The sequence below is a fragment of the Micromonospora parathelypteridis genome, from assembly GCF_014201145.1.
Lineage (GTDB): Bacteria > Actinomycetota > Actinomycetes > Mycobacteriales > Micromonosporaceae > Micromonospora > Micromonospora parathelypteridis.
In genome coordinates this window covers 5,002,019-5,027,092 of sequence record NZ_JACHDP010000001.1, presented here as the reverse complement: position 1 = coordinate 5,027,092, position 25,074 = coordinate 5,002,019, and the positions used below count along the sequence as shown (strand labels likewise).

Genomic DNA, 25,074 nt, shown 5'->3' with positions numbered 1-25,074 from the left:
TAGCTCGGCGGAGGCGGCGGGGCGAAACTCGCTCGGCGGGGTTAGTCGCTGATGGACCTGTCCCGGACGGTCTTGCCCGGACCGGTCGCGGACGTGGACTGGTCGCTGGTGCCACCACTCATCGGGGTGCTCAGGCCACCGGTGGTGGCGTCACCGGTCGTCGTCGGCGCCACCTTTCCTCGGTGCCGCTCCGGCTGCCGGGCGACCCGGCGTACGCTCGCCGGCCCGGCGGTGCCACCGGTGGTGGTCACCGCGCCCTGCCCGCCGACGGGGCCGCCGTCGCGCAGCACCTGCGGATCGATCCGTTCATTCGCCGGATCGAGCGGGTCATCGCGCTGGATCTGGCTCTCCACATCGGTGCGGGGCACCGTCACCGCCTCGACGGCACCCTTGCCGTACACGCCGCCAGCGATCCGGTCCTCGGCCTGGCGGGCGGCGTCCTGCCGCATGTCGTCCTCACGCACGTCCATCACCTCGCAGAAGCTGTGGAACTGACTGCGTGCCCGGCCACCGGCCGACCAAACCCGGCGTGCCCGGGAGGTCGTCCACGGCGGTTCACCGTCACGCCGCCCGCTGGCCTCCTGCCCGCCGCCGAAGATGTCCATGCTGTCCGGCGACCGGCGGGAGACGCCCGCTGACAGGAGGGGATGACAGCGTGCGCACAGTACGCCGTACCGCCGTCGCGGCCCTGGTGGCCGCGACGGTGACGACCGGGCTCGCGGTGCCCGCCCAGGCGAAGCCGCGACCGGACCGGACATTCGACGTGCAGGCCCACCGGGGCGGCCTTGGGCTGCGGGTGGAGAACACCCTCGCCTCCTTCGGCAACGCCCTCCAGCTCGGGGTGACAACCCTCGAACTGGACGTGCAGATCACCGAGGACGGCCAGGCCGTCGTCACCCACGACCGCAAGATCACTGGCACCAAGTGCGTCGACACCGCCCCGGTGACCGCCGGTGACCCGGAGTTCCCGTACGTCGGGAAGTACATCAACACGCTCACCCTGGCCCAGGTGCGCACACTCGACTGCGGCTCGAAGACGCTGTCGGACAAGCCCGGCCAGCTCGCCGTCCCCGGTGCCCAGATGCCGATGCTGCGCGAGGTCTTCGCGCTGGTCAACCGCTACCAGGCCAAGGACGTGAAGCTCAACGTCGAGACCAAGGTGGAGGCCGGCGCGCCGACCGAGACCGCGCCCCGCGAGCAGTTCGTCCGGGTCACCGCGGCCGAGATCCGTGCCGCCGGGCTGCTCAAGCAGGTCACCATCCAGAGCTTCGACTGGGGCGCGCTGATGCGCATGCGCCAGGTCGAGCCGAAGCTGCCGCTGGTCGCTCTGACCAACTACGACTTCCTGCAGACCGGTCAGCCCGGCGCATCGCCGTGGCTCGGCGGGCTGGACATCGACGACTTCGGCGGCGACCCGATCAAGGCGATCCGCAGCTTCGGCGCCAGCGCGTTCTCGCCGGTACACGGCTTCCCGCAGAACGGCACCGTCACCGACCCCGGCTACAAGCCGTACGTCACGAAGGAGATGGTCGCCCAGGCGCACCGCTACGGGATCAAGGTGATCCCGTGGACGGTCGACGACGCGCCGACCATGGCCAAGCTGATCGACGACGGCGTCGACGGCATGATCACCGACTACCCGGACCGGCTGCGCGCCCTGTTGGCGCAGCGCGGCTACCAGCTGCCAAAGGCGTACGCGGCGCCGTTCGACATCCAGGCGCACCGCGGCGGCCGGGCGACCCGCCCCGAGAACACCCTGCCGGCGTTCGCGAACGCGCTGTCCAACCGGGCCATCTCCACGCTCGAGCTGGACACCGGCGTGACCGCCGACGGCAAGCTCGTCGTGCTGCACGACCGCACGGTCAACGGATCGCACTGCGTCGACACAGCCCCGGTGCGTCGCGGTGACCCCAAGTTCCCGTACGTGGGCAAGCCGGTGCACGAGCTGACCCTGGCGCAGCTCAAGACCGTCGACTGCGGCACGAAGACGCTGCCCGAGCTGCCCGCGCAGGTGCCCGCGCCGGGTGCCCGGATCCCGACCCTGGACGAGGTCTTCGCCCTGGTGAAGGCAAGTGGCCGCGGCGACATCGGGATGAACATCGAGACGAAGATCAGCCCGGTGGTCAACGACACCGAGCCGTACCGCAGCTTCACCCGCAAGCTCGTAGACGCGATCCAGCGTGCCGGCTTCACCAACCGGGCCACCATCCAGTCGTTCGACTGGCGCACCATCACGTACGCCAAGCAGCTCGACCGGCGGATCGGCACGGTCGGCCTGGTGTGGCAGTACGGCCCGGCCGAGTGCGCGACCCTCGCCGACGAGTGCTCGCTGGAGGCGGTGTACGGCAACCCGTCGGTGAAGAGCCCGTGGACCGGTGGACTGGACTGGTGGAAGTACCAGGACCTGGGCAAGCTGACCCGGGCCGCCGGCGCTGACACGGTGTCGGCCAACTGGCAGGTGCACGACGCGAAGCAGGGCACCGTCGCCTCGGCCGACTGGTACCTGCGGGAGAACCCGGCGTACTTCCACGGACCGGACGTCCGGACCCTGCAGACGCGCTACGACCTGAAGGTGATCCCGTACACCGTCGACGACGCGAAGGTGATGCAACGGGTCATCGACCTCGGCGTCGACGGCATGATCACCGACGACCCGGACCTGTTGGTGAGCGTCGCGATCCGCAACGGCCTGCGCTGACACGCTGAACACCCGATCGCCGGCCGGATTTTTCCGGCCGGCGATCGGTGTTACCTGCTCCGGGGCCTCGGGTAGTCGGGGGTTGTCCCCGCCGTGAAAGCGAAACCGTGCCGTGGCCGAAACGCGGTAGCGGGGCGAGGGAATGCAGGTACGACTCATCGCATCCTGAGGAGGACCAGATGAGCACGCAGGCTGCTTCCACCCGGCCGATGAACCGGCCGATGAACGACCCGCAGAATCCCGCTCAGATGCGGGACACGCAGCAGATGCCGGTCATGCAGGACGGGCGTCGCAACGACATGCAGGCACCCGGTACGGAGACCAAGCAGGCGTTCAAGACCACCGAGTTCTGGATCTACCTGATCGCGGTGGCCGCCGTACTGGGCGCGTCGCAGGTCGTCGGAAAGAACTCCGCCGGGGTGGACATCTTCCGGGCCGACAACGCCTGGTTCCTGATCACCCTGCTGACGCTCGGCTACCTCGGTAGCCGTGGCCTCTCCAAGGCCGGCAGCAACTGGCGCAGCGGCCAGGAGCGCAAGGCCCGACACTGACCAGTTAGGCCGCTTCACAGCGAACGGTGGCCTCCGGGAGGATCTCCCGGAGGCCACCGTCGTCTGTGCGCAGTGTCGTCCGTGCGCTGTTACTCGCCGCCGAAGTCGCCGAAATCGCCGCCGAAGTCACCCTCGAACGCGTCCTCGATCATCTCGCCGGCGATCATGCCGCCGGCGACGCCGAGCGCCGCGCCGGCCACCATGCCGCCCATCCCGTGACCGCGGCCGTGGCCGTGCCCGTGGCCCGAGCCGTACTGCGAGCGCAGGCTGCCGTAGCGGGAGGTGGTCTCGCGCAGCCAACCGTCGACGACCTGCGCCCAGTCCACCCGGTCAGCGTCGGTGTGTGCCACCTGGTAACGACCGAACGCGTCGTGCCCGGCGCTGAGGAACCCGCCACGCTTGTCGCACTCCAGGATGACCTCGACGCCCCGCTGGCTGGTCACGAAGGTCAGCTCGACCTCCCTGATCGTGCTCGCGTACTGCGGCGAGGCGAAGAACTCGATCTCCTGGTAGAACGGCAGCGTCTGCTGGACGCCCCGGATGTGCCCGCGCTCCAGGTCGGCGTGCTTGAACCGGAAGCCGAGCCGCTGGAACGCCTCCAGGATCCGCTCGTGCACCGGCAGCGGGTGCACCGCCACCTGGTCCAGGTCGCTCTTGTCGATGGCGCGAGCGACCGCCAGCTCGGTACGCAGACCCATCGTCATGCCGTGCAGGCGCTGGCCGTACACGTCGGTGATCGGGGTTTCCCACGGCACCGGGAGCTGGAACGGGATCGAGAGCTGCTGCTTCGGGGCGAGCTGGAGCGGGCCGCTGACCACCATCCGGTGGAACTCCATCGTGCCCGCGTACTCGGTGTCGTGTCCCTCGACCTCGACCCGGGTCACCAGGCCGATCACCACCTGCTCGATGGCTGCCTCGGCGTCGCCACCGACGAGGTTGACCTGCCCGTCGAGGGTCAGGCCGGGCCGGGTGTTGGGGTTGGTCAGCACAGTGTCCACACTGGGACCGCCCACACCGAACGCGCTCAACATCTTCTTGAAGACCATCGGAACTCCTGTGCGACCGGCGACCGCTCCAGCTGGAGTCGGACGTTCACTCGACGGGCACCCTATCCAGCACCCCTGTGAGGTGGCTGTGAAGTGCCGTGACACGAGGACGCCACCGGGTCTGGGTCACTGCCGCGATCGCCAGCTCGGCCGCGCGATCCGGGTCGCCCCCGGCCCGCTGGAGTAGTCCGTCCACGAACCAGTGGCCGGCGATGTCCGAACCGTCGGTAACGTCCGGGTACAGGCCAAGGTCCGTGCTCCCCCTCTTGATCGACTCCACATCGGCGATGTGGGCGTATCCCGAACGCAGGATGCCGCCATGTCGCCGATACGGAGTCGATCAGGCGCTGCGCGGCCCGTGCTGCCCGGAAAACTGCCGCAGGTGAGCCGGACCCAACGACCTGACAGGCTCTCCAATCCGTCGATCATGGAGTTGCGATGGTCGAAAGATGGGGTTTCGCGACTTCTGTGCGCCACCACAACTCCATGATCGACGAGGGTCGGGCGCCCTACTCGGGGTCGACGACCAGCAGCTCGCCTACCTGTTCGCCGATCGTGGTGCGGGCCTCGGTCGGCAGCCCACGGTCGGTGATCAGTACGTCGGCCGCCTCCAACGGGGCGATGGTGGCGATGCCGATGGTCTCCCACTTGGTGTGGTCGGCGAGCACCACGAGCCGGCGGGCCGCGCCGATCAGGCACCGGTTGACCCCCGCCTCCAGCAGGTTCGGCGTGGTGAAGCCGGTTCGGGGGCTGAGCCCGTGTACGCCGAGGAAGAGCAGGTCGACGTTGAGCGCGCTGATCGCCGCCTCGGCCACCGGCCCGGTCAACGCGTCCGACGGGGTGCGGATGCCACCGGTCAACACGACCGTCTGGTCGGCGCGCGGGTTCTGGTAGAGCGCGTCGGCCACCGGAATCGAATTGGTCACCACGGTCAGCCCGTGGACGTCGGAGAGCAGGGTCGCCAACGCCGCGGTGGTGGTGCCGGCGGAGAGCGCGATCGCCATCCCCGGCTCCACCATCTTCGCCGCCCGCTCGGCGATGGCCCGCTTCTCCGCCTGCTGGCGGATCGACTTCGCCGCGAAGCCCGGTTCCTCGGCCGACCCCGGCCCGGCGAGCGTCGCGCCACCGTGCACCTTGTCGACCAGGCCGCGCTCGGCCAGCACCTCCAGGTCACGGCGGATCGTCATGTCGGAGACGCCGAACCGGCTGACCAGGTGGCTCACCCGTACGCCGCCACGTTGGCGGATCAGATCGAGGATGGCGGTCTGCCGCTGCTGGGCGAGCATGTGGGGAACCTCCTTCGCGCGATGACTGTCGACGGGATCAGGCCGGGTCGTCGGTCCGATCCTCACGGACGACCGCCACGTCACCGGCCGGCAGTGTCAGCTCACCGGCACACCGCACGCCAGTCAACAGCTCGACGCCGGCCACCGGTAGCCGCACCTCGGCGGCGGTGTGGTTGATCGCGAACAGCCAGCTCCGGTCGCCGTCGCGTCGGCGTACCACCTCCACTCCGGACGGTGCCGGCGCCGCCGGGCGGACGCTGGCCTCCGCGACGAGCCCGGCGACCAGTCGATCGGTGGCCGGCTCGTCCAGCCGGGTGGCGACGTACCAGGCGGTGCCGTCGCCAACCCGGTGCCGGGTCAGCGCCGGCACGCCCGGCAAGGGCCCATCGGTGTACGACGCGAGCACCTCGGCGCCGTCGGGGTGCAGCCACTCGGTCCACACGTCGGCGGTGCTGCCGTCGTCCAACCGGACCTGCTCGCCCTCGCGCAGTGGGAAGAACTCCTCGGTACGCACACCGAGCAGCTCCCGGAACGCGCCCGGATAGCCGCCGAGCCGAATGTGGTCGTTGGAGTCGACGATGCCGCTGAAGTAGGTGACCGCGGCGGTGCCACCACCCTCGACGTAGGAGTGCAGTGCCGCCACGTCGGCGTCCCGGACCAGGTAGAGAGTCGGTGCCAGGACCAGCCGGTAGCCGCTCAGGTCCGCCGACGGGTGGATGATGTCGGCGGTCACGCCGGCTCGCCAGAGCGCGCCGTAGAGGGCGGTGAGTCGATCGGCGTACCGGACGTCGACGCTGGGGTGTGAATCCAACTCGACGCCCCACCACGCCTCCCAGTCGAACAGGATCGCCACGTCGGCGTCCACCCGACTGCCACGCACCTCGGCCAGCGCCTTGAGGTCGGCGCCGAGCTGGCAGACCTCGCGGAACACCTTGGTGTCCGGCCCGGCGTGCGGCACGAGCGCGGAGTGGAACTTCTCGGCGCCGGCCCGGGAGGCGCGCCACTGGAAGAACAGCACCCCGTCGGCGCCGCGGGCGACATGCGCCAGGCTGTTGCGGCGCAGCTGCCCGGGCAGCTTGGCCACGTTGCGCGGCTGCCAGTTGACCGCGCTGGTGGAGTGCTCCATCAGCAACCACGGGTCACCGCCGGCGACGCCCCGGGTGTGGTCGGCGGCGAGCGCCAACCCGAGATGGGCCTGCGGGTCGGCGGCGGTCAGGTAGTGGTCGTTGGAGACCAGGTCCACATCGTCGGCCCAGGAGTGGTAATCCATGTGCTTGACGCCCATGCCGATCATGAAGTTGGTGGTGACCGGCTGGCGGACCAGCGTGGTGAGCACGCCTCGTTCGGCGCGCAGTTGGGCGCGCTGTTCGTCGGAGGAGAAGCGCAGGAAGTCGAGCTGCTGTGTGGGGTTGGCGAAGGTCAGCGCCGTGCGCGGCGGGTTGATCTCGGCCCAGTCGCCGTAACGCTGACTCCAGAAGGCCGTGCCCCAGGCGTCGTTGAGCCGGTCCAGGTCGCCGTAGCGCTCCCGCAGCCAGCCCCGGAACGCCTCGGCGCTGACATCGCAGTAGCAGTGCACGTTGTGGCAGCCCAACTCGTTCGAGACGTGCCACATCACCACCGCGGGGTGCTCGGCGTAGCGGCCGGCGACCGCGCGTACCAGCTCCAGCGACCGCTCGCGGAACACGGGTGAGCTGGGGCAGTACGCCTGTCGGCCGCCCGGCCAGAGGATCGCGCCGTCGGCACGGCGGGGCAGCGTCTCCGGGTACGCCCGGGCCAGCCACGGTGGCGGGCTGGCGGTGGCGGTCGCGAGGTCGACCTGGATACCGCCGGCGTGCAGGAGGTCCAGCACCCGGTCCAGCCAGCCGAACTCGAACCGGCCCGGGGTGGGCTCCAGCAGGGCCCAGGAGAAGATGCCGACGGAGACCAGGTTGACCCCGGCCCGACGCATCAACTCGACGTCCTCGGACCAGGTTTCCTCGGGCCACTGCTCGGGGTTGTAGTCGCCGCCGAAATAGATGCCGTTGCCCTGCCATCGCCGCATGAGAGCTGAGGGTGCACCTCGCCGGAGACGAAAGTCAACAGTTTCCAACATCGATTTGCTTTCCAACGTTTACCAAGTAACGGGCGTGTCACAACTGGGTTATCGGAGGCGAACTGCCCTCTTGACAGCGCTCGACTGAGGGGTAACTTGAGGCCCCAATGGCCGATCGTGTTGACCAATGTGGATTCTCGGTGGATCCCGATGTGTGCTCACGACGCCGGACCTGCCTTCACCACCCCTGACGGCCCTTGGCGTAGCACCTCTTCATCCGCAGGAGGCTCAGATGTCCCGTCCCCGAACCCAAGCCGAGTACCTGGCTCGGCTCGTACCGCCCTCTGTCGCCGGCATCAACCGACGTTCACTGCTGGCCGGCGCGGCCGGCACCGGCGCGCTGCTCGGCACGGGTCTGCTCGCCGGCTGCGGCGACGACTCCGGCTCCGGGTCCGACTCCAAGAACGTGTCCGTCGGCTCGAACCAGTCCGACCCGAAGCCGAAGGACGTCATCGCCAAGGTCATGGACGGGTTCAAGACCTCGTCCGGCATCGAGCCCGCGATCAACACGGTCGACCACAACACGTACCAGGAGAACATCAACAACTACCTGCAGGGCAAGCCCGACGACGTGTACATGTGGTTCGCCGGCTACCGGATGCGCTTCTTCGCCGCCAAGGGCCTGGCCGGCGACCTCAGCGACGTGTGGGGCAAGCTCTCCGGCTTCTCCGACGCCTTCAAGAAGGCGTCCACCGGGGACGACGGCAAGCAGTACTTCGTCCCCTCGTCCTACTACCCCTGGGCGATGTTCTACCGCAAGTCGGTGTGGCAGCAGTACGGCTACCAGGTGCCCACGACCCTGGACCAGCTCACCGCACTCAGCGCGCAGATGAGGAAGGACGGTCTCACCCCCATCGCCTTCGCCGACAAGGACGGCTGGCCGGCGATGGGCACCTTCGACATCCTCAACCTGCGGATCAACGGCTACCAGTTCCACATCGACCTGATGGCCGGCAAGGAGGCCTGGACCTCCGACAAGGTCAAGAAGGTCTTCGACACCTGGGCCGGCCTGCTCCCCCTGCACCAGCCGGACAGCCTCGGCCGCACCTGGCAGGAGGCCGCGCAGTCGTTGCAGCAGAAGAAGAGCGGCATGTACATGCTCGGTCTCTTCGTCGGCCAGCAGTTCAGCAACGAGGAGCAGAGCGACCTCGACTTCTTCACCTTCCCGGAGATCGACCCGGCGATCGGGGCGAAGGCGCTGGACGCGCCGATCGACGGGTACATGATGGCCCGCAAGCCCAAGAACAAGGCCAACGCCGAGAAGCTGCTGGAGTACGTGGGCGGCAAGGCCGCCGCGGACATCACGGTCAAGAACGACCCGGCCACCCTCGTGGCCAACACCGGCGCGGACGTCAGCGGCTACACCGCACTGCAGAAGAAGGCCGCCGAGTTGGTCGGCTCGGCCACCGAGATCGCCCAGTTCCTCGACCGGGACACCCGGCCGGACTTCGCCTCGACGGTGATCATCCCGGCGCTCCAGCAATTCATCAAGGACCCCAAGGACATCGGCGGGCTCACCTCGTCCATCGAGAACCAGAAAAAGTCGATCTTCACTGACTGACGGCGGAAGGGGAAGGACATCATGTCCGACCTGCCCCTGATCCAAGCGGATCGCGCCGTGCCGCCGCCGGCCGCGACCACCTCCACGGGTGGTCGTCGCCGGCGGCTACGGCTCCTGTCCCGCACCGACCGCGTGGTCATCACGCTGATGGTGCTCGTCCCGCTGCTGCTCGTCACCGGGTTCGTCTGGCTGCCTGCGGTGGCCACCGTGCTGCTGTCCGGCACGGACTGGGACGGCATCGGCCCTCTGAACGAGATCGACTTCGTCGGTGTCCGCAACTACAGCGACGTGGTGAACATCTACCCGCCGTTCGTGCCGGCGGTCCAGCACAACCTGCTCTGGCTGGCGGCGCTGTTCGTGGTCGCCACCCCGTTCGGCATGTTCCTGGCCGTCCTGCTGGACAAGGAGATTCGCGGCAGCCGGTTCTACCAGACCGCGCTCTACCTGCCGGTGGTGCTCTCGCTGGCGTTGATCGGCTTCGTCTGGCAGCTGCTCTACTCCCGCGACCAGGGGCTGATCAACGCGGTGTTCGGCAGCAACGTCGACTGGTACGGCGACTCGAGCGTCAACATCTGGGCGGTCATGGTCGCCTCCGGATGGCGGCACGTCGGGTACATCATGCTGCTCTACCTGGCCGGGCTGAAGGGCGTCGACCCGTCCCTGCGGGAGGCCGCGGCGGTCGACGGAGCCTCGGAGAGCAGGGCCTTCTTCCGGGTGGTGTTCCCGGTACTCCGACCGATCAACATCATCGTGCTGGTGGTGACGGTGATCGAGTCACTGCGGGCGTTCGACCTGGTCTGGGTCGTCAACAAGGGCCGCAACGGGTTGGAGCTGATCTCCGCGCTGGTCACCCAGAACGTGGTGGGTGAGGCGAGCCGGATCGGGTTCGGCTCGGCACTGGCGACGATCATGCTGGTCGTCTCGCTGGTCTTCATCACCATCTACCTGGCGACCGTGATGAGGGAGAACCGGGAATGAGCACCGCGACCGTCACCCGGCGTACCGAGGGCGAGCCCGACGCGCAGCAGCGCCGACGCATGCTGACCCCGCTGCGGATGCTGCTGCACGGCTTCCTCATCGTCGTCGCGCTGGTCTGGCTCTTCCCGATCGCCTGGGCGGTGCTGACCTCGCTGCGCTCGTACGACTACACCGCCGCCAACGGGTACGTCTCGTTCGGCGGCTGGACCCTCGACAACTACGTCACCGCCTGGCGGACGGCGGAGTTCGGCCAACACTTCCTCAACTCGGTGTACATCACCGTGCCGGCGGTGCTGCTGACCCTCTTCCTCGCCTCCTGCGTGGCGTTCGTCATCGCACGGTTCAGCTGGAAACTCAACATCGTGCTGCTCGGGGTGTTCACCGCGGCCAACCTCCTGCCCCAGCAGGCGCTGCTCATCCCGCTGTTCCGGCTGTTCACCGAGGTGCCGCTGCCGGAGTTCATGAGCGACTCGGAGCTGCTCTACGACAGTTACTGGGGCCTGATCCTGATCAACGTCGCCTTCCAGTGTGGATTCTGCGTCTTCGTGCTCAGCAACTACATGAAGGCGCTGCCCCGCGACCTGTACGAGGCGGCGATGGTCGACGGGGCCAGCATCTGGCGGCAGTACTGGCAGGTCACCATGCCGCTGTGCCGGCCGGCCCTGGCGGCGTTGGCGACCCTGGAGGTGACCTGGATCTACAACGAGTTCTTCTGGGCCACCGTCCTGATGCGTACCGGCGACAAGTTCCCGGTGACCAGCTCGCTCAACAACCTGCGCGGTGAGTTCTTCACCGACAACAACCTGGTCTCGGCGGGCAGCGTGCTCGTCGCGATCCCCACCCTGGTGATCTTCTTTATGCTCCAGCGGCACTTCGTTCGGGGCCTGACCTTGGGAGCCTCCAAAGGATGACGATCCTGCACCTGCGCCGCGCGCGGACCAGCCTGGTGCTCGACGCGCGCGGCCCGGGGCTGCCCCGGGTCGTGCACTGGGGCGGCGACGTCGGCGACCTCGACGACGACGGCCGGCGCCAACTCGCCGACGCGACCGTACCGCCGGTGGTGCCGAGCAGCTTCGACCAGCCGACCGTCCTGTCGCTGCTGCCGGAGATCAGTGCCGGCTGGAGCGGCCGGCCAGGGCTGGCCGGGCACCGCGACGGTCGGGACTGGTCCACCGCGTTCCGCCTCGACGGGTTGGACGTGGACGACAGCGACGCCGACGCGGCACGGCTGACCGTGCGGGCGTCGGACCCGGCCGCCGGTCTGACCCTGACCATCGAGATCGCGCTGGACCCGCACGGCCTGCTGACCCTGCGCCACCGGCTCCGCAACGACGGCGACAGCGCGTACGAGCTGCGGGAGCTGACGCCGGTGCTGCCGGTGCCGGCGGTCGCCACCGAGTTGCTCGACCTGACCGGCCGGTGGTGCCGGGAACGGTCCCCGCAGCGGCACCCGTGGCAGCAGGGCAGTTGGGTCCGCGAGGGGCGGCACGGGCGGACCGGACACGACGCCACCCTGCTGCTGGTGGCGGGCACCGCTGGGTTCGGCTTCGGCCACGGCGAGGTCTGGGCGGTGCACACCGCGTGGAGCGGCGACCACGTCACCTTCGCTGAGCGGCGGCCCACCGGCGAGTCGACCCTCGGCGGCGGCGAGTTGCTGGCCCCCGGCGAGATCCGGCTCGGCGCCGGCGAGTCGTACGACACTCCCCTGCTCTACGCGGTCTGGTCCGACACCGGGCTCGACGGGCTCAGCGACGTGCTGCACACGCATCTACGGGCTCGACCCGGGCACCCGCGCTCCCCCCGACCGGTCACCCTCAACGTCTGGGAGGCGGTCTACTTCGACCACGACCTGGACCGGCTGCGGGCGCTCGCCGACCGGGCCGCGCAGATCGGTGTGGAGCGGTTCGTGCTCGACGACGGTTGGTTCCGCGGTCGGCGCGACGACACCGCCGGTCTCGGCGACTGGTACGTCGACGAGGGCGTCTGGCCGGACGGCCTGCAACCGCTGATCGAGCACGTGACCGGCCGGGGTCTGGAGTTCGGCCTGTGGGTCGAGCCGGAGATGGTCAACCCCGACTCGGACGTGTTCCGCGCGCACCCGGACTGGCTGCTCGCCGTGCCGGGGCGGCTGCCGCCGGCCTGGCGCAACCAGCAGGTGCTCGACCTGGGCCGCCCGGAGACGTACGACTACCTGCTGGAACGCCTCGACACCCTGCTCACCGACCATCCCGGGATCAGCTACCTCAAGTGGGATCAGAACCGGGACCTCACCGAGGCCGGGCACCACGGCCGACCGGGGGTGCACGGGCAGACCGTCGCGGTCTACCGGCTCCTCGACGAGCTGCGCCGCCGGCATCCCGGCGTGGAGATCGAGAGCTGCTCCTCCGGCGGCGCACGGGTGGACCTGGCCATCCTGGCCCGGACCGACCGGGTCTGGGCCAGCGACTGCAACGACGCCCTGGAACGGCTCAGCATCCAGCGCTGGACCGGGTTGTTGCTGCCACCGGAGCTGGTCGGCACGCACGTCGGCCCGGAACGCTCGCACACCACCAACCGCGTACACGACCTGGGCTTCCGGGCGGCGACCGCGCTCTTCGGCCACCACGGCATCGAGTGGGACATCGCGTCGATCAGCGGTGCCGAGCAGACCGAGCTGGCCGCCTGGGTGGCACTGCACAAGCGGCTGCGTCCGCTGCTGCACGCTGGCCGGGTGGTCCGGGTCGACCACCCGGACCCGGCCGTCTGGGCACACGGCGTGGTCGAGGGCGACAAGACCCGGGCGGTGTACGCGGTGGCACGGCTGGCCACCTCGGTGACGCAGGTCCCGGGCGCGGTCCGGCTGCCCGGCCTGGACCCGGGCCGTCGTTACCGGGTGCGGCCGGTGACGGAAGTACCGCCCCCGGCGACCATCGACCGGGCAGCGCCGGTCTGGCTGGCCGGCGGTGTCACTCTGAGCGGGGCCGCGCTGGCCCGGGTGGGTGTGCAGTTGCCCGCCCTGCACCCGGAGCAGAGCCTGGTGCTGGAGGTCGACGCCGTCGTCTGAAAAAATCTGGAGAATCTTTGGCCGGGGTGTCGAGAAGGGTGGCGCCTGCTTCTACCTCAGGGTGAGAGCACCGACGAGGGTGCGCAGGCGTGAGGAGCGAACCATGAAGTACATGCTGCTGATGCAGTTCAGCGCCGCCGGGACTGACTTCCCGAGCATCGACACCTGGACCCCGCAGGAGGTCCAGGCGCACATCGCGTTCATGGGCGAGGTCAACAGCAAGCTCACCGCAGCCGGCGAGTGGGTCGACGGGCAGGGCCTCGGCGGCCCGGCGCAGGCCCGAATCGTCCGCGCCGGTGAGGGCGGGGCCCCGGTCGTCACCGAAGGGCCGTTCGCCGAGACGAAGGAGTTCCTCGCCGGCTTCTGGATCGTCGACCTGGACAGCCCGCAGCGGGCGGTGGAGTTGGCCGCGTACATCTCCACCGCTCCTGGCCCCGGTGGCCGGCCGCTGAACATGCCGATCGAGGTGCATCCGGTGATGTCCGCCCCTGCGCAGGAGCTGTGAGGGCTGACTTCCGCCGATCCCCGCATCGAGGACCTGCTGCGCGAGTTGGCGCCGCAGGTCCTCGGCGTGCTCGCCCGGCGTTTCGGTGACTTCGCCACCGCCGAGGACGCGGTGCAGGAGGCGCTGCTGGCCGCCGCCACCCAGTGGCCGACCGAAGGGGTGCCGGCCAACCCGCGCGGCTGGCTGATCCAGGTCGGTTACCGCCGAATGATCGAGCTGGTCCGCGGTGAGCAGGCCCGACGCCGCCGGGAGGACCTGGTCGCCCGCCGGGACCCGGACGACCGGCAGTACGCGCCGGCCGCGGACGAGGAGTTGACCGGCGAGCGGGACGACACCCTGGTCCTGCTGATGCTCTGCTGCCACCCGGCGCTCGCCCCGACGTCGGCCGTGGCTCTGACCCTGCGCGCCGTCGGTGGGCTGAGCACCGCCGAGATCGCCCGCGCGTTCCTGGTGCCCGAGGCGACCATGGCACAGCGGATCAGCCGGGCCAAGCAGCGCATCCGCGCATCCGGGTTGTCGTTCCGGATGCCCGAGCCGGCGGAGCGGGCCGACCGGTTGACGGCCGTACGGCAGGTGCTCTACCTGGTCTTCACCGAGGGACACACCAGCACCACCGGCCCGGACCTACGCCGGATCGACCTCGCGGCAGAGGCGATCCGGCTGACCCGTGCGCTGCACGCGCTGCTGCCCGACGACAGCGAATCGGCCGGGCTGTTGGCGTTGATGCTGCTCACCGAGGCGCGCGGGCCGGCGCGGAGCGGGCCCTCCGGCGAGCTGATCTCACTGGCCGATCAGGACCGCAGCCGCTGGGACGCGGCGGCCATCGCTGAGGGCGTCGCGCTGGTCACCCGTGCGCTGCCGCGTGGGCCTACCGGCCCGTACCAGGTGCAGGCCGCCATCGCCGCTCTGCACGACGAGGCGCCGAGCACTCAGCAGACCGACTGGCCGCAGATCCTGGCGCTCTATCAGGTGCTGGAACGGCTCGTCGGCAGTCCGGTGGTGGCGCTCAACCGGGCCGTGGCAACCGCCATGGTGTACGGGCCCGCAGCCGGCCTCACCGCCCTCGACGCGCTGGCCGACGACGCCCGCCTGGCCGGGCACCACCGGCTGCCCGCCGCCCGCGCCCACCTGCACGAGATGGCCGGTGACCGGGAGCAGGCAATCAGGGACTACCGGGCCGCCGCCGCGCGCACGAGTAGCCTGCCCGAACAGCGCTACCTCACCATGCGAGCGGCTCGGCTCGCCGCCGAACCCGCGCCAATCGCTGCCGAGCCCAATCCCGAAGCCTGACTCAGCGCGGCCAGCGCGGTCACTTGCCCTGCCCGGGGTGGGCGACGGTACCCGCACTGCCTTTGGAGCTGATGTCGTAAACGATTCAACCAGCCGAGCGCTCGGTTGGGAGCCGTCGGGAGGCCACAGAGGATTCGGCCCGGACAGGCGGCAGGACCGGCACGCGGACAGGCGGTATGCGCAGCGAGAGGCGGCCGTATCTGAATCGTTTACGACATCAGCTCCACAGGGGCCGGATGACATGTGCCCGGGGAGCCGAGGCGGGTCCTGGCGCGCTGGGGCCCGTTAGCCTGAGCACCGACGACTTCCGCCGAGCAGGCAGAACTGAGGACGCATGGCTTACGTGCTGCTGGGGATCGCCATCCTCGCCGAGGTGCTGGCGACCAGCCTGCTCAAGAGCACCGCAGGGTTCAGCCGCCTCTGGCCAACTGTTGGTTGCCTCGGCGGTTACCTGCTGGCGTTTCTCCTGTTGGCCCAGGCGGTCAAGGAGATCCCGGTCGGCGTCGCGTACGCCCTCTGGTCGGGCCTGGGCACCGCGACCATCGTGGCGATCGGGGCGGTGTTCCTGGGCGAGCCGGTCGGGCCGGCCAAACTCGCCGGCATTGCGCTGATCATCGCCGGGGTGGTCATCGTGAACCTGACCGGCGGGCATTGACCGAACCGGTCGCGGTGGCCAGGCCCGCGCTGGGCCCGGCCACCGTTGCTGGTTCGGTGTTCAGCTCACGGTGCAGCTCACCTGCGGTACGGCGTTACTGCCGGTCCATCCGCCGATGAAGCCGAAACTGGTGCTGGCACCGGCCGCGAGTCGACCGTTGTAGTCCACGTTGCGTGCCGTCACCGTGGCACCGCTGCTGGTCAGCGTCGTGTTCCAGGACTGGCTCACGCTCTGGCCGTTGGCGAAGGTCCAGCGGGCGGTCCACCCGGTGATCGCCGTGGCGCCGGCGGTCACCCGCACCTCACCCTGGAAGCCGCCCTGCCACTGGTTGGCGACCGTGTACGTGGCGGCGCAGCCACCGGACGGGGGTGGGGTCGTCGGCGGCGGGGTGGTGGGCGGAGGCGTCGTCGGTGGTGGGGTGGTCGGTGATGGGGTCGTCGGCGGTGGGGTGGTCGGCGGCGGGGTGCCACCGAAGACGCTGGCCTCCCGGGAGGTCTGCCGGATGCCGTTGGCGCCGTTGAAGAGCCGCTGACCCCAGCTGGTCAGGTTGGCCGGGTTGAAGGAGGTGGCCAGGTCGAGATACTCCACGCCACCGCCGTTGCCGCTCCACGACCAGCCCAGCCAACCGATCCCGTTCGCCTGGCTGTAGGAGAGGATGGTGTCCTCGTCCGGGTTGCCGTCGGAGTGGTTGAAGCCGAACTCACCCACGACGATGGGCAGGCCGGCAGTGCGGAAACGACCCAGATAATCGCTGATCTCCGCAGCGGTGTCGAAGACCCCGTACATGTGGATCGAGAAGACGATGTTGCGCGCCGGGTCGGCGGCGAAGACCGACGCGGCGTTGTCCCGCATGGTGAACGACCAGTCCTGCCCCCAGTTGGGCGCGTCCACCATGATCGTGTGGGTCAGCCCGCCAGCGCGTAGACGCTTGATCGCGTTGGCGTTGTCGGTGGCCCAGGAGGCGTAGTTCTGGTTGCCGTACGGCTCATTGCCGATGTTGACGATGACATATCTTTCCTGGCCGGCGAGGACGTCGGCGAGGCTGAGCCAGTAGTCGACGGCCCGGTCGAGGGTGATTGCCCCGCTCTGCTCGCCGTACCCGGTGGTGTCGTGCACCTCGAGCACGCAGATCAGCCGGTTGGCCTTGCACAGCGAGATGACGTTCGCGACGTCGGCGTTGGTGTTGCGGGTCCACCGGTCGCCGCTGGAGAGCACCACCCGCACGGTGTTCGCGCCGAGAGCCTTGACGTCGGCGAACGAGCTGGTCTGCTGCGGGTACCAGGTGTGCGCGTGGTTGACGCCGCGCATGATGAATTCGGCGCCGTTGGCGTCGTACAACTTGCCGCCCGCGACGGTGAAACCGGCCGCCGCGTGCGCCGGCTGACCGAATGCCAGCACGGCGACGAGCAACGCGAGCAGGGCCGCACCGGCGGCGGTGAGTCGAGTCTTCATGGCCTTCCTCAGGGAGGACCCCCGGTGCCCGACAGGGGTGGGACGTGACAGGGGAAGGCGGCTGCAGCCCGGCAGCCGCGCCCGACTCGTGGCGCGCGCAGACATCAGCGTATGACGATGGCTTGATCGGCGCAACCGGTTCAGTGACCAGACCCAAGCTCTGGACAGCCGCAACGGCCCACGCGGACGCGGGCCGTCACGGGGCGATCATCCCCACCACAGGATGTGCGCCACACCCCGGTCTTAACCGGTTAAGAGCGACCGTAGGCAGGTCACCGCCATCCGTCAAGCACTACGGCCGCGAACCGGACGGGAGGGTTGACCACTGCCGACCTGGGTATCCCGGGAACGATCCGTCAGTGGAAGGGGGTATCAGGATGGTCAGCGTCGGCTACACCCTGATGAGCGAGCAGGCCGGGCCCAAGCACCTGGTCGACCATGCGGTACGGGCCGAGGCGGCTGGCTTCGACCAACTGGTGATGTCCGATCACTACTACCCCTGGCTGGACTCGCAGGGCCACTCCCCGTACGCCTGGTCGGTGCTCGGCGCGGTCGCCCACGCCACCTCCCGCGCGCAGCTGATGTCCTTCGTGACCTGCCCGATCCGCCGCTACCACCCGGCCGTGGTCGCGCAGAAGGCCAGCACGATCGGGGCACTCTCGGACGGCCGGTTCACCCTCGGCCTGGGTGCCGGGGAGAACCTGAACGAGCACGTGGTCGGCGGCTGGCCGCACGTGCAGCAACGGCACGAGATGTTCGAGGAGGCGTTGCAGATCATCCGGCCGCTGCTCAACGGGGAGACGCTGACCTTCTCCGGCAACCACTTCGACGTCCCCGACGCCTACGTCTGGGATCGCCCCGAGCGGCCGGTGCCGATGGCCATCGCCGCATCCGGTCGACAGTCCGCGACGCTGGCCGCCGAGTACGGCAACGGCATCATCTCCACCGAGCCTGACCGGCACATCATCGAGATGTACGACGATGCCGGAGGCGCCGGCCAGCCCCGCTACGGGCAGGTCGCCATCTGCTACGGCCCCGACGAGGCGGAGTGCCGCAAGATCGTGCACGACCAGTTCCGCTGGTTCGGAATGGGTTGGAAGGTCAACGCGGAACTGCCCGGCCCGGAGTCCTTCACCGCCGCCACCCAGTTCGTCCGGGAGGAGGACGTCGCCGAGGGCATCCCCTGCGGCCCGGACGTCAACGCGCACGTCGAGGCGTTCCGCAAGTTCGTCGACGCCGGCTTCACCCATGTGGCGATCGTCCAGGTCGGTGGGGAGACCCAGCCGATGTTCCTGGACTGGGCGCAGGAGCAGTTGCTGCCCCGGTTGCGGGCGTTGTGAGGTCGAGGCGCGCCGGCCGCTTCGGCCCGGCCGAGGTGCGCCGTGCCATGGCCGCGCCCCGGCCGGCTGCCGGGCTGACCAGCGAATGGCGGCTCGTCGACGAACTGCGCACCCACACCCGGCGCAGCGCGGACCCGGGGACCGGGGCGACGCCCGTGGTGTTGGTGCACGGCCTGGCCGTCTCGCACCGTTACCTCACGCCGCTGGCCGTCGCGCTCGCCGTCACCCACCCGGTGTACGTGCCGGACCTGCCCGGCTTCGGGCTGACCGAGCACCCCGAGGGCGCGTACGACGTCCAGAGGCACGCCGAGCACCTGGCCGCCTGGCTGGCCACGTACCGGCTGCCGCCGGTCTGTCTGCTCGGGCACTCGTTCGGCGCCGAGGTGGCAGCCGCGCTTGCCGCGAACCACCCGGAGGCGGTACGCGCGCTGGTGCTGGCCGGGCCGACCAGCGACCCGGCGGCCCGATCCCGCCGGGCCCTGGTGGGCCGGTGGTTGAAGGACAACGTCCACGAGGCGCCGCTACAGGCGCCGGTCCTGGCGCGGGACATCTGGAACGCCCGGCCCTGGCGGGTCCTCGCGACCCTGTCGCACTCGGTGCACAACACGATCGAGGCGGATCTGGTCCGGATCACCGCGCCGACCCTGGTCCTGACCGGGGGGCGCGACCCGATCGCGCCGGCACGGTGGCGGGACCAGGTGACCCGGCTGGTGCCGGAGGCGAACCTCGTGGTCGTGCCCGGCGCCCCGCACAACGTGGCGACGACCCACCCGGTGGCGGTCGCGGCCGCGATCCGTCACCTGCTCGCTCCCCAATCCGCACTCACGGACAGGTGACCCTCATGCGCTTCGGCAACACGGAGATCCGCCCGCTCGGCGGTGGCCTCGGCTGCCTCCTGATGATCCTCTTCTCGATCGTGGCCTCGGTCGTGCTCACCGTCCTGCTCAACCTGGTGCTCTGAGGCGTCCGCGCCGCCGCGGTCAGCGGCGCAGGCCCAGGACGCTGAGCACCTCCCGGGAGGCCAACCGGGCCGGGTCGAGCACCGAGCGGCGGGTCCAGCGGACCGCGGGCGCGACGGTGGCCCGCCAGGCCGCCCTCAGGCCGCGTGCCAGCGGCACGACGGTCACCGACCAGACCCACCGGACACCCCACAGCAGCGGGCGCACGGTGTGCCGCCACAACCAGCGCAGCCCGTGCCCGAGCGGACGCAGCAGCAGACGGTAGAGCATCCGCAGCACCCACCCGGCTGTCCACCAGGCACCGAGCACCGCGGCGACGACCAGCCGGCCGACCCCCACGACGACCCACCAGATCCCCCGGAGCAGCCCGACGAGCGCGGCGCCCAGCGCCCCGACGAGCAGACCGACGCCCCGCGCCAGCAGCCGTGCGGCGGGCGTGAGCACCGTGCCCAACCAGCGCAGCGGCCGCAGGACCAGATGTTCGGCGAGCCAGACCAACGCGCGCGCCAGACCGACGAGCGGCGGACGCAGCCCTCTGCGGGCCAACCAGACCAGTGGCCCCCAGAGCAGCCGCCGGGCCAACCGCCCCACCGCCGACCCCAGAGCGGCCAACGCGGCGCACAGCCAGACCAGCGGGGCCCAGAGCAACGTGCGGCCCGCCCAGGCGAGGGCGTACGCCAGCCACACCAGCGGACGCCAGATCAGGGTGCGGGCCACCCACGCGAGGCCACGCCCCAGCCAGACCAGTGGGAGCCAGACGAGGGTCCGCCACACCCAGACCAGTGGGAGCCAGAGCAGGTTACGGGCGCACCAGATCAGCGGAAGCCAGACCAGCCGGTGCAGGGCCCAGGCCAGCGGCGCCAGCAGCCATCGGCGCAGGAACCGGCCAGCCGGCCTGAGCAGGTGCCGGTGCGACAGCCGGCCGGCAGCCGCGATCAGCTCCCAGAGCAGGCGTACCGGCAGCACCACGACCAGCGCCACCGCGCGCGCGACGGCCGCGACGAGCGGGAGCGCGACGGCGGCCGGCTCCGCCGTGTCCCGGGCCAGCGGTGCACGGGTCGGACGCGCCACCGTCGGCGCGGCCGGGTGCTCGCTCGGCGGCCCGGGCAGCGGCGAGCGGACAGTCAGCCGGTCGGTCACGGTGGGCACGGTAACCGGCCCGCGCCACGCCGTGGGGTGTCGGCAAAGCCACGCCGACGGGCGGGCTTCAGCCGGCGTCCACCTCAAGCGTGGCGAGCAGCGGATAGTGGTCCGAGGCCGTGTCCGCCGCGCCGCCACGGATCACCCGGCACTCCCGCAACCGGTCGGCCACCGCCTGGCTGCCGAGCAGGTAGTCCAGCCGCATACCGGCGAACTCCGCCCCGCCGAACCGGGTGGGAACGGTGAGGCCGGCGGCCTCCGGCGCTCCGACGTTGCCCGACGGCCACAGGTCGATCAGGTCGGCGGCGAGCAGCCGGCCGATCGCGCGAGTGTCCACAGCGCCACCGGAACGGCGCAGGTGCCGCCGCCGGTAGAGGGCCGGCAGACCGGCCAGCCGATCGGTGTGGTCGACGGTCGGGTCGAGCGAGTTGAGGTCACCGGTGACCAGGGTCAGCGGCCCCGGTGCACGTCGCACGGCGCTGACCAGCCAGTCGACCTCCATCCGCCGCCGTCCCCCGGAGTACGGGTAGAGGTGGGTGCCGAGCACGGTGAACGGGCCGGCGGAGGTCGCCACCACGACGCGCGCGGCGGCGTGGTGGAACGGCCGGCGCAGCGTCCCCGCGTCGACGACCTGGTACGGCGGCCGGACCAGCACCGCCACCGGCTGCCCGAGGCAGGACCGGGCCAGGTGGGGCGTCATCCCCACCCGGCCCGCCACCTCGGCCATGAGCCCGCCACCGTCGAACCCACGCAGCTCCTGCAGGGCCAACACGTCCGGGGCCTGCTCGTCGACGACCTGGACCACCTGATCCAGCCGATCGGAGCCGCCGCGGTCCCGACCGCCGGTGCGGATGTTCCAGGTCATCACCCGCAGCACGACGGCGCTCAGTCGGCTCGGCCGGCCCGCGCCAGCTCGTCGTCGAGGGTGTCCACGTCCTCCGACTCGATGGCCGGCTGGTTGCCTTCCTTCAGGTCGCCGTTCGGGCGGATGACGAGGTAGAGCAGCCCGATCCAGAGCGCGGAGAGCAGGATCGCGCCCATGAAGTCCGTCGGGTGGTGCATCCCCCGGTACATCCGGGAGGTGGCCACCCCGATCGGCATGATCACGGCCAGCGCCACGAAGATCCAACGCCACCACCGATCGGTACGCGGGAAGACGATGACGGTGATCGCCAGCCAGACGCAGATCGTGGCCGCGATGTGCCCCGACGGGAACGACGAGGTGGGCATCTGCCCGTCGAGATTCTCCACCGCCGGGCGGGGCCGGTCGACGGCCCGCGCCGAGGCGAGGAAGAGGGTCAGCTCACCCGCCATCGCCAGCGCCACGAAGAGCACCGGCCGCCAGCGCCGCCAGATCGCCAGCACCAGCGGGCAGAACACCAGCGAGATGATCAGGATCGCGTGGGTGTCACCGAACTTGCTCCACCACCAGCTCACCTCGGTCAGCACCTCGGTGTGCCGCTCGGCGAACCAGCGGGGCACCTCCGTGTCGAGGGTGTCGAAGAAGGTGCCCTTGGCGTGGTAGCTGACGTACGTGCCGAAGCCGTACAGCGCCCCGAACACGAGCACCCAGCCGACCAGCAGCTCGGCCACCGCCGAGCGCGGGTGGGCCAGCACGTGCTCCTCCGCCGGGGCGGGCGCGATGTCGTGCCCGGCCTCCGGTTCGAGCCCCTCGGTCAGCGGCGGCACCGGGCGCCCCCGCTCGCGGCGCCACAGCCGGAAGGCGTACGCGGTGACGCCCAGCCAGGCCGCCCCGAGCAGCCAGCCGGCCAGCACGTCCGAGAGGTAGTGCACGCCCAGCGCGATCCGGGTCAGACCGACCACCGCCACCAGCACGCCGACGCCGACGATCGCCGGCTTTCGCCAGCGGGGCGCCATGGCCGGCAGGAACACCAGCAGCAGAGCCCCGTACGCGACGAACGAGCCCAACGCGTGCCCGCTCGGGAAGCTGTTACCCGGGGCGCTGGCGATCGGCACGTCCACGACCGGGCGGAGCCGGCCGACAAGCGTCTTCAGCGACGGGTCGAGGATCAGGCCACCGATCCCGGTGATGATCAGGTAGACGGCCAGCCGTGGCTGTTTCCGGATCAGCAGCCCGACCACGGCGATGCTGACCAACCAGATGAGGATCGGGCGGCCACCCAGGTCGGTCACCGCCTGCAGGACGGTGACCAGTGCGTGGTGCGGGGCGACGAGCCCGTTGAACCACTCAGCGCCCGCGTGGTCGGCGTCCTGTAACGGGCTCCACCGCACCCGGACGAGCAGCAACAGCAGCCCGAAGCCCACCCCGGCGCCGGTGACGGCCACCAGACCAGCGATGCTTCGCTCGGCGAAATGACCGATCGGACGTCGCGCCACATCTTTGACCGCGGTCACCCCGCACCTCCCCTTGTCACCTGGCGAGGCGCTTTACCCGATCTGCGTCGCGCGTACACCCACGGTGCCGTTACAGCGCCGTCATGTCCCCGGTGTCGAGGAGTTCGGCGCGGTCGGTGTCGGGCTCCCACAGGTCGGGTTGGGCCGGCTCCTGCACACCGATCCGCAGGGCCTCCAACTGGGCGGCGAAGGCCAGCCCACCGAAGAGCGCCATCCCGGTCAGGTTGGCCCAGAGCAGCAGCGCCATCATGCCGGTCAGCGCGCCGTAGGTCTGCCCGAAGCCGTCACTGAACCGCACGTACGCGGCGAGCAGCAGACTGGCCAGCCACCACAGGGCCGTGGCTATGCCCGCGCCGAACAGAAGCCAGGACAGGCCGGGCTGGTTGCGGCGCGGCGCGTGCCGGAACAGCACGGCGACGGCGAGGACGGTCAGCGCGAGGCTCAGGGGGAAGCGGACCACGTCCCAGATGACGTTGGCGACCGCGCCCCACTCGTAGTGCTTCCGCACCGAGTCACCCATCGCTCCGCCGCCGACCAGGATCAGGAAGCCGGCGAGCGCGGGCAGGCCGGCGGTGACGGCCAGCACGGCGGCGCGGAGGTACTTCCGCAGCGCGGGGCGGTCCCGCTCGACACCGTAGATACGGTTGGCGCCCCGCTCGATCTGGGCCATGGTGGTGGTCAGCGCGAACAGGCCGGTGAGCAGACCGAGGGTGAGCGCCAGCTCCCCGGCGTCCTCGACGCGTTCGCCCTCGCCCAGCAGCTCGGCGACCATCTGCGCGCTCTGGCCCGGGGTGAGCGCCAGGACGGTGTCGGCGACCACCTGGCCGCCCTCCTCGACGCCCAGCTCACTGATCAGGCCGGTGAGGGCGATCATGAACGGCACCACGGCGAGGCAGAGCTGCAGCGCGAAGGCCCGGGAGTGGCTGAACCCGTCGCCGTAGCGGAACCGGATGAAGGCGTCCCGCAGCAGGTGCCAGCCGCCCTGGCGGCGCAGTGTGTGCCAGGCGTCGTCGGCGGACAGCTCCTCGTCGGCCATCAGCCGGGTCTCCGGCACGATCCGGGTGCTACTCACGGCGCGCCTCCTCGATCAGCTGCTCGCCCCGCTCTCCGGCGCCTTGCGCATCGACGGCCAGGTCGGGTGCGTCCTCGGGTTGGGGGACGCAGAGCCAGAGCGACCGGGGCCGGATGTCGGCCCGTAGTTGCCGGCCCGGGGCGATGAGGTCGCCGTCCAGCTCCCTGGGTTGGGCCCGGTTGCTGGTGACCACGACGCGTCGTCCCCGGAATACCTCCATCTGTGGCACCCGACCGCTGCGGCGGATGACCGCCCAACCGAGCGCGAGCCAGTGCCGCAGGTTGCGCGGGGTGAGCACGGCGACGTCGAGCCAGCCGTCGTCCGGCTCGGCCTCGTTGAGCAGGGTCACCCCGCCCTGGAGCCGGCCGACGTTGGCGATCAGGACCGAACGGGCCCGGCGGCGCACCGGCGGGCGGTCGTCGATGCGGATCTGCACCCGCATCGGCCGGTCCCGGAGGTGGCGCGCGGCGCCCATGACGTACGCCGGCCAGCCGATGCGGGCCTTGGTGGTCTCGGAGGTGGCGGCGAGCATCTGGGCGTCGAAGCCCATGCCGGCCATCACGGTGAAGTACTGGTCCTCGACGGCGCCGACGTCGAGCAGCCGTCGGCCCCGCTCGACGGCGACCTGCAGCCCGGCGGCCAGGTCGGTGGAGAGACCGAGGTTGGCGGCGAGCAGGTTGCCGGTGCCCTGCGGCAGCACCGCGAGGGCCACCTCGGTGCCGACCAGCGCGCTGACGCAGGACATCACGGTGCCGTCGCCGCCGCAGGCGAAGACCAGGTCGACGCCGGCCTTGATCGCCTGCTCGGTCTGGCCGCGGCCCGGGTCGTCGACGGTGGTCTCGTGCCACTGCGGCTCGGGCCAGCCGGCCGCGGCGAGAGCGTCGTTCACGGTGCGACGCAGCTCGTCGAGATCGTCGACCTTCGTCGGGTTGACCACCACGGCGGAGCGCAGCCCACCGTCGCCGCCCGAGGGCCGCCTGTCCTGTCCAGCATCCACGGGCGCCAGTGTGCAGCACCGGGGCGGCTTCAG

General features: G+C 70.5%; 21 protein-coding genes. 11 read left to right on the top strand and 10 right to left on the bottom strand.

What is annotated here, in order from left to right:
- Window positions 1-41: 41 nt before the first annotated feature.
- Window positions 42-464 carry a hypothetical protein gene (locus HNR20_RS22700; protein ID WP_184183242.1) on the bottom strand — a complete coding sequence of 141 codons (423 nt, stop codon included), beginning with the start codon at window positions 462-464 and terminating at the stop codon, window positions 42-44.
- A gap of 191 nt (window positions 465-655) precedes the next feature.
- Between HNR20_RS22700 and HNR20_RS22695 the strand changes: the two genes are divergently transcribed.
- Both HNR20_RS22695 and HNR20_RS22690 read left to right on the top strand, forming a co-directional pair.
- Window positions 656-2,698: a glycerophosphodiester phosphodiesterase family protein gene (locus tag HNR20_RS22695; RefSeq protein ID WP_184183239.1), complete on the top strand. Its 2,043-nt coding sequence runs from the start codon at window positions 656-658 to the stop codon at window positions 2,696-2,698.
- 179 nt (window positions 2,699-2,877) lie between these two features.
- On the top strand, window positions 2,878-3,249 hold the full coding sequence (locus HNR20_RS22690; RefSeq protein ID WP_184183237.1) for a hypothetical protein: 372 nt from the start codon (window positions 2,878-2,880) through the stop codon (window positions 3,247-3,249).
- 89 nt (window positions 3,250-3,338) lie between these two features.
- Here HNR20_RS22690 and HNR20_RS22685 read toward each other — a convergent pair whose 3' ends face one another.
- From HNR20_RS22685 to HNR20_RS22675, 3 genes are all read right to left on the bottom strand, one after another.
- The gene (locus HNR20_RS22685; RefSeq protein ID WP_184183234.1) at window positions 3,339-4,295 is read right to left on the bottom strand and encodes a sporulation protein; all 957 of its coding nucleotides are present in this window, start codon (window positions 4,293-4,295) and stop codon (window positions 3,339-3,341) included.
- Window positions 4,296-4,804: 509 nt separating this feature from the next.
- Window positions 4,805-5,581 carry a DeoR/GlpR family DNA-binding transcription regulator gene (locus HNR20_RS22680; protein ID WP_184183231.1) on the bottom strand — a complete coding sequence of 259 codons (777 nt, stop codon included), beginning with the start codon at window positions 5,579-5,581 and terminating at the stop codon, window positions 4,805-4,807.
- Window positions 5,582-5,618: 37 nt separating this feature from the next.
- Window positions 5,619-7,622, bottom strand: coding sequence for a beta-galactosidase (locus tag HNR20_RS22675; protein WP_184183228.1), 2,004 nt, complete (start codon window positions 7,620-7,622; stop codon window positions 5,619-5,621).
- A 283-nt stretch (window positions 7,623-7,905) separates the two neighbouring features.
- Here HNR20_RS22675 and HNR20_RS22670 point away from each other — a divergent pair, with 283 nt between their 5' ends.
- The 7 genes from HNR20_RS22670 to HNR20_RS22640 all read left to right on the top strand — a co-directional run bounded on the left by HNR20_RS22670 (window position 7,906) and on the right by HNR20_RS22640 (window position 15,705).
- Complete coding sequence (locus tag HNR20_RS22670; protein WP_184183225.1) at window positions 7,906-9,234, top strand: ABC transporter substrate-binding protein; 1,329 nt, start codon at window positions 7,906-7,908, stop codon at window positions 9,232-9,234.
- A gap of 21 nt (window positions 9,235-9,255) precedes the next feature.
- Window positions 9,256-10,212 (top strand): carbohydrate ABC transporter permease, encoded by a 957-nt coding sequence (locus HNR20_RS22665; RefSeq protein WP_184183222.1) that lies wholly within the window; start codon window positions 9,256-9,258, stop codon window positions 10,210-10,212.
- On the top strand, window positions 10,209-11,123 hold the full coding sequence (locus HNR20_RS22660; RefSeq protein ID WP_184183219.1) for a carbohydrate ABC transporter permease: 915 nt from the start codon (window positions 10,209-10,211) through the stop codon (window positions 11,121-11,123). The genes HNR20_RS22665 and HNR20_RS22660 overlap by 4 nt, the downstream gene beginning before the upstream one ends.
- Window positions 11,120-13,255 carry an alpha-galactosidase gene (locus HNR20_RS22655; protein ID WP_184183216.1) on the top strand — a complete coding sequence of 712 codons (2,136 nt, stop codon included), beginning with the start codon at window positions 11,120-11,122 and terminating at the stop codon, window positions 13,253-13,255. The genes HNR20_RS22660 and HNR20_RS22655 overlap by 4 nt, the downstream gene beginning before the upstream one ends.
- A gap of 103 nt (window positions 13,256-13,358) precedes the next feature.
- Window positions 13,359-13,760 carry a YciI family protein gene (locus HNR20_RS22650; RefSeq protein WP_184183213.1) on the top strand — a complete coding sequence of 134 codons (402 nt, stop codon included), beginning with the start codon at window positions 13,359-13,361 and terminating at the stop codon, window positions 13,758-13,760.
- 24 nt (window positions 13,761-13,784) lie between these two features.
- Window positions 13,785-15,050 carry an RNA polymerase sigma factor gene (locus tag HNR20_RS22645; RefSeq protein ID WP_268240361.1) on the top strand — a complete coding sequence of 422 codons (1,266 nt, stop codon included), beginning with the start codon at window positions 13,785-13,787 and terminating at the stop codon, window positions 15,048-15,050.
- Window positions 15,051-15,384: 334 nt separating this feature from the next.
- Window positions 15,385-15,705: a DMT family transporter gene (locus HNR20_RS22640; protein ID WP_184183210.1), complete on the top strand. Its 321-nt coding sequence runs from the start codon at window positions 15,385-15,387 to the stop codon at window positions 15,703-15,705.
- A gap of 60 nt (window positions 15,706-15,765) precedes the next feature.
- Here the strand turns inward: HNR20_RS22640 and HNR20_RS22635 are convergent, their stop codons facing one another.
- Entirely contained in the window at window positions 15,766-17,157 is a 1,392-nt protein-coding gene (locus tag HNR20_RS22635; RefSeq protein WP_184183207.1) for a cellulase family glycosylhydrolase, read from the bottom strand.
- Window positions 17,158-17,534: 377 nt separating this feature from the next.
- On the opposite strand from HNR20_RS22635, the gene HNR20_RS22630 reads away from it, so the two are divergent.
- Both HNR20_RS22630 and HNR20_RS22625 read left to right on the top strand, forming a co-directional pair.
- Complete coding sequence (locus HNR20_RS22630; RefSeq protein ID WP_184188812.1) at window positions 17,535-18,497, top strand: TIGR03557 family F420-dependent LLM class oxidoreductase; 963 nt, start codon at window positions 17,535-17,537, stop codon at window positions 18,495-18,497.
- A 47-nt stretch (window positions 18,498-18,544) separates the two neighbouring features.
- Window positions 18,545-19,333, top strand: a complete 789-nt coding sequence (locus tag HNR20_RS22625; protein ID WP_221309882.1) for an alpha/beta fold hydrolase — start codon at window positions 18,545-18,547, stop codon at window positions 19,331-19,333.
- 144 nt (window positions 19,334-19,477) lie between these two features.
- Here HNR20_RS22625 and HNR20_RS22620 read toward each other — a convergent pair whose 3' ends face one another.
- The 5 genes from HNR20_RS22620 to HNR20_RS22600 all read right to left on the bottom strand — a co-directional run bounded on the left by HNR20_RS22620 (window position 19,478) and on the right by HNR20_RS22600 (window position 25,041).
- Window positions 19,478-20,596 carry a hypothetical protein gene (locus HNR20_RS22620; protein WP_184183202.1) on the bottom strand — a complete coding sequence of 373 codons (1,119 nt, stop codon included), beginning with the start codon at window positions 20,594-20,596 and terminating at the stop codon, window positions 19,478-19,480.
- A 67-nt stretch (window positions 20,597-20,663) separates the two neighbouring features.
- Complete coding sequence (locus tag HNR20_RS22615) at window positions 20,664-21,473, bottom strand: endonuclease/exonuclease/phosphatase family protein (RefSeq protein WP_184183198.1); 810 nt, start codon at window positions 21,471-21,473, stop codon at window positions 20,664-20,666.
- 8 nt (window positions 21,474-21,481) lie between these two features.
- Window positions 21,482-22,972, bottom strand: a complete 1,491-nt coding sequence (locus HNR20_RS22610) for a phosphatase PAP2 family protein (protein WP_184183195.1) — start codon at window positions 22,970-22,972, stop codon at window positions 21,482-21,484.
- Window positions 22,973-23,042: 70 nt separating this feature from the next.
- The gene (locus HNR20_RS22605) at window positions 23,043-24,044 is read right to left on the bottom strand and encodes a YihY/virulence factor BrkB family protein (protein ID WP_184183192.1); all 1,002 of its coding nucleotides are present in this window, start codon (window positions 24,042-24,044) and stop codon (window positions 23,043-23,045) included.
- Window positions 24,037-25,041, bottom strand: coding sequence for a diacylglycerol/lipid kinase family protein (locus HNR20_RS22600; RefSeq protein WP_229687375.1), 1,005 nt, complete (start codon window positions 25,039-25,041; stop codon window positions 24,037-24,039). Before HNR20_RS22600 ends, HNR20_RS22605 begins: the two co-directional genes overlap by 8 nt.
- Window positions 25,042-25,074: the final 33 nt, after the last annotated feature.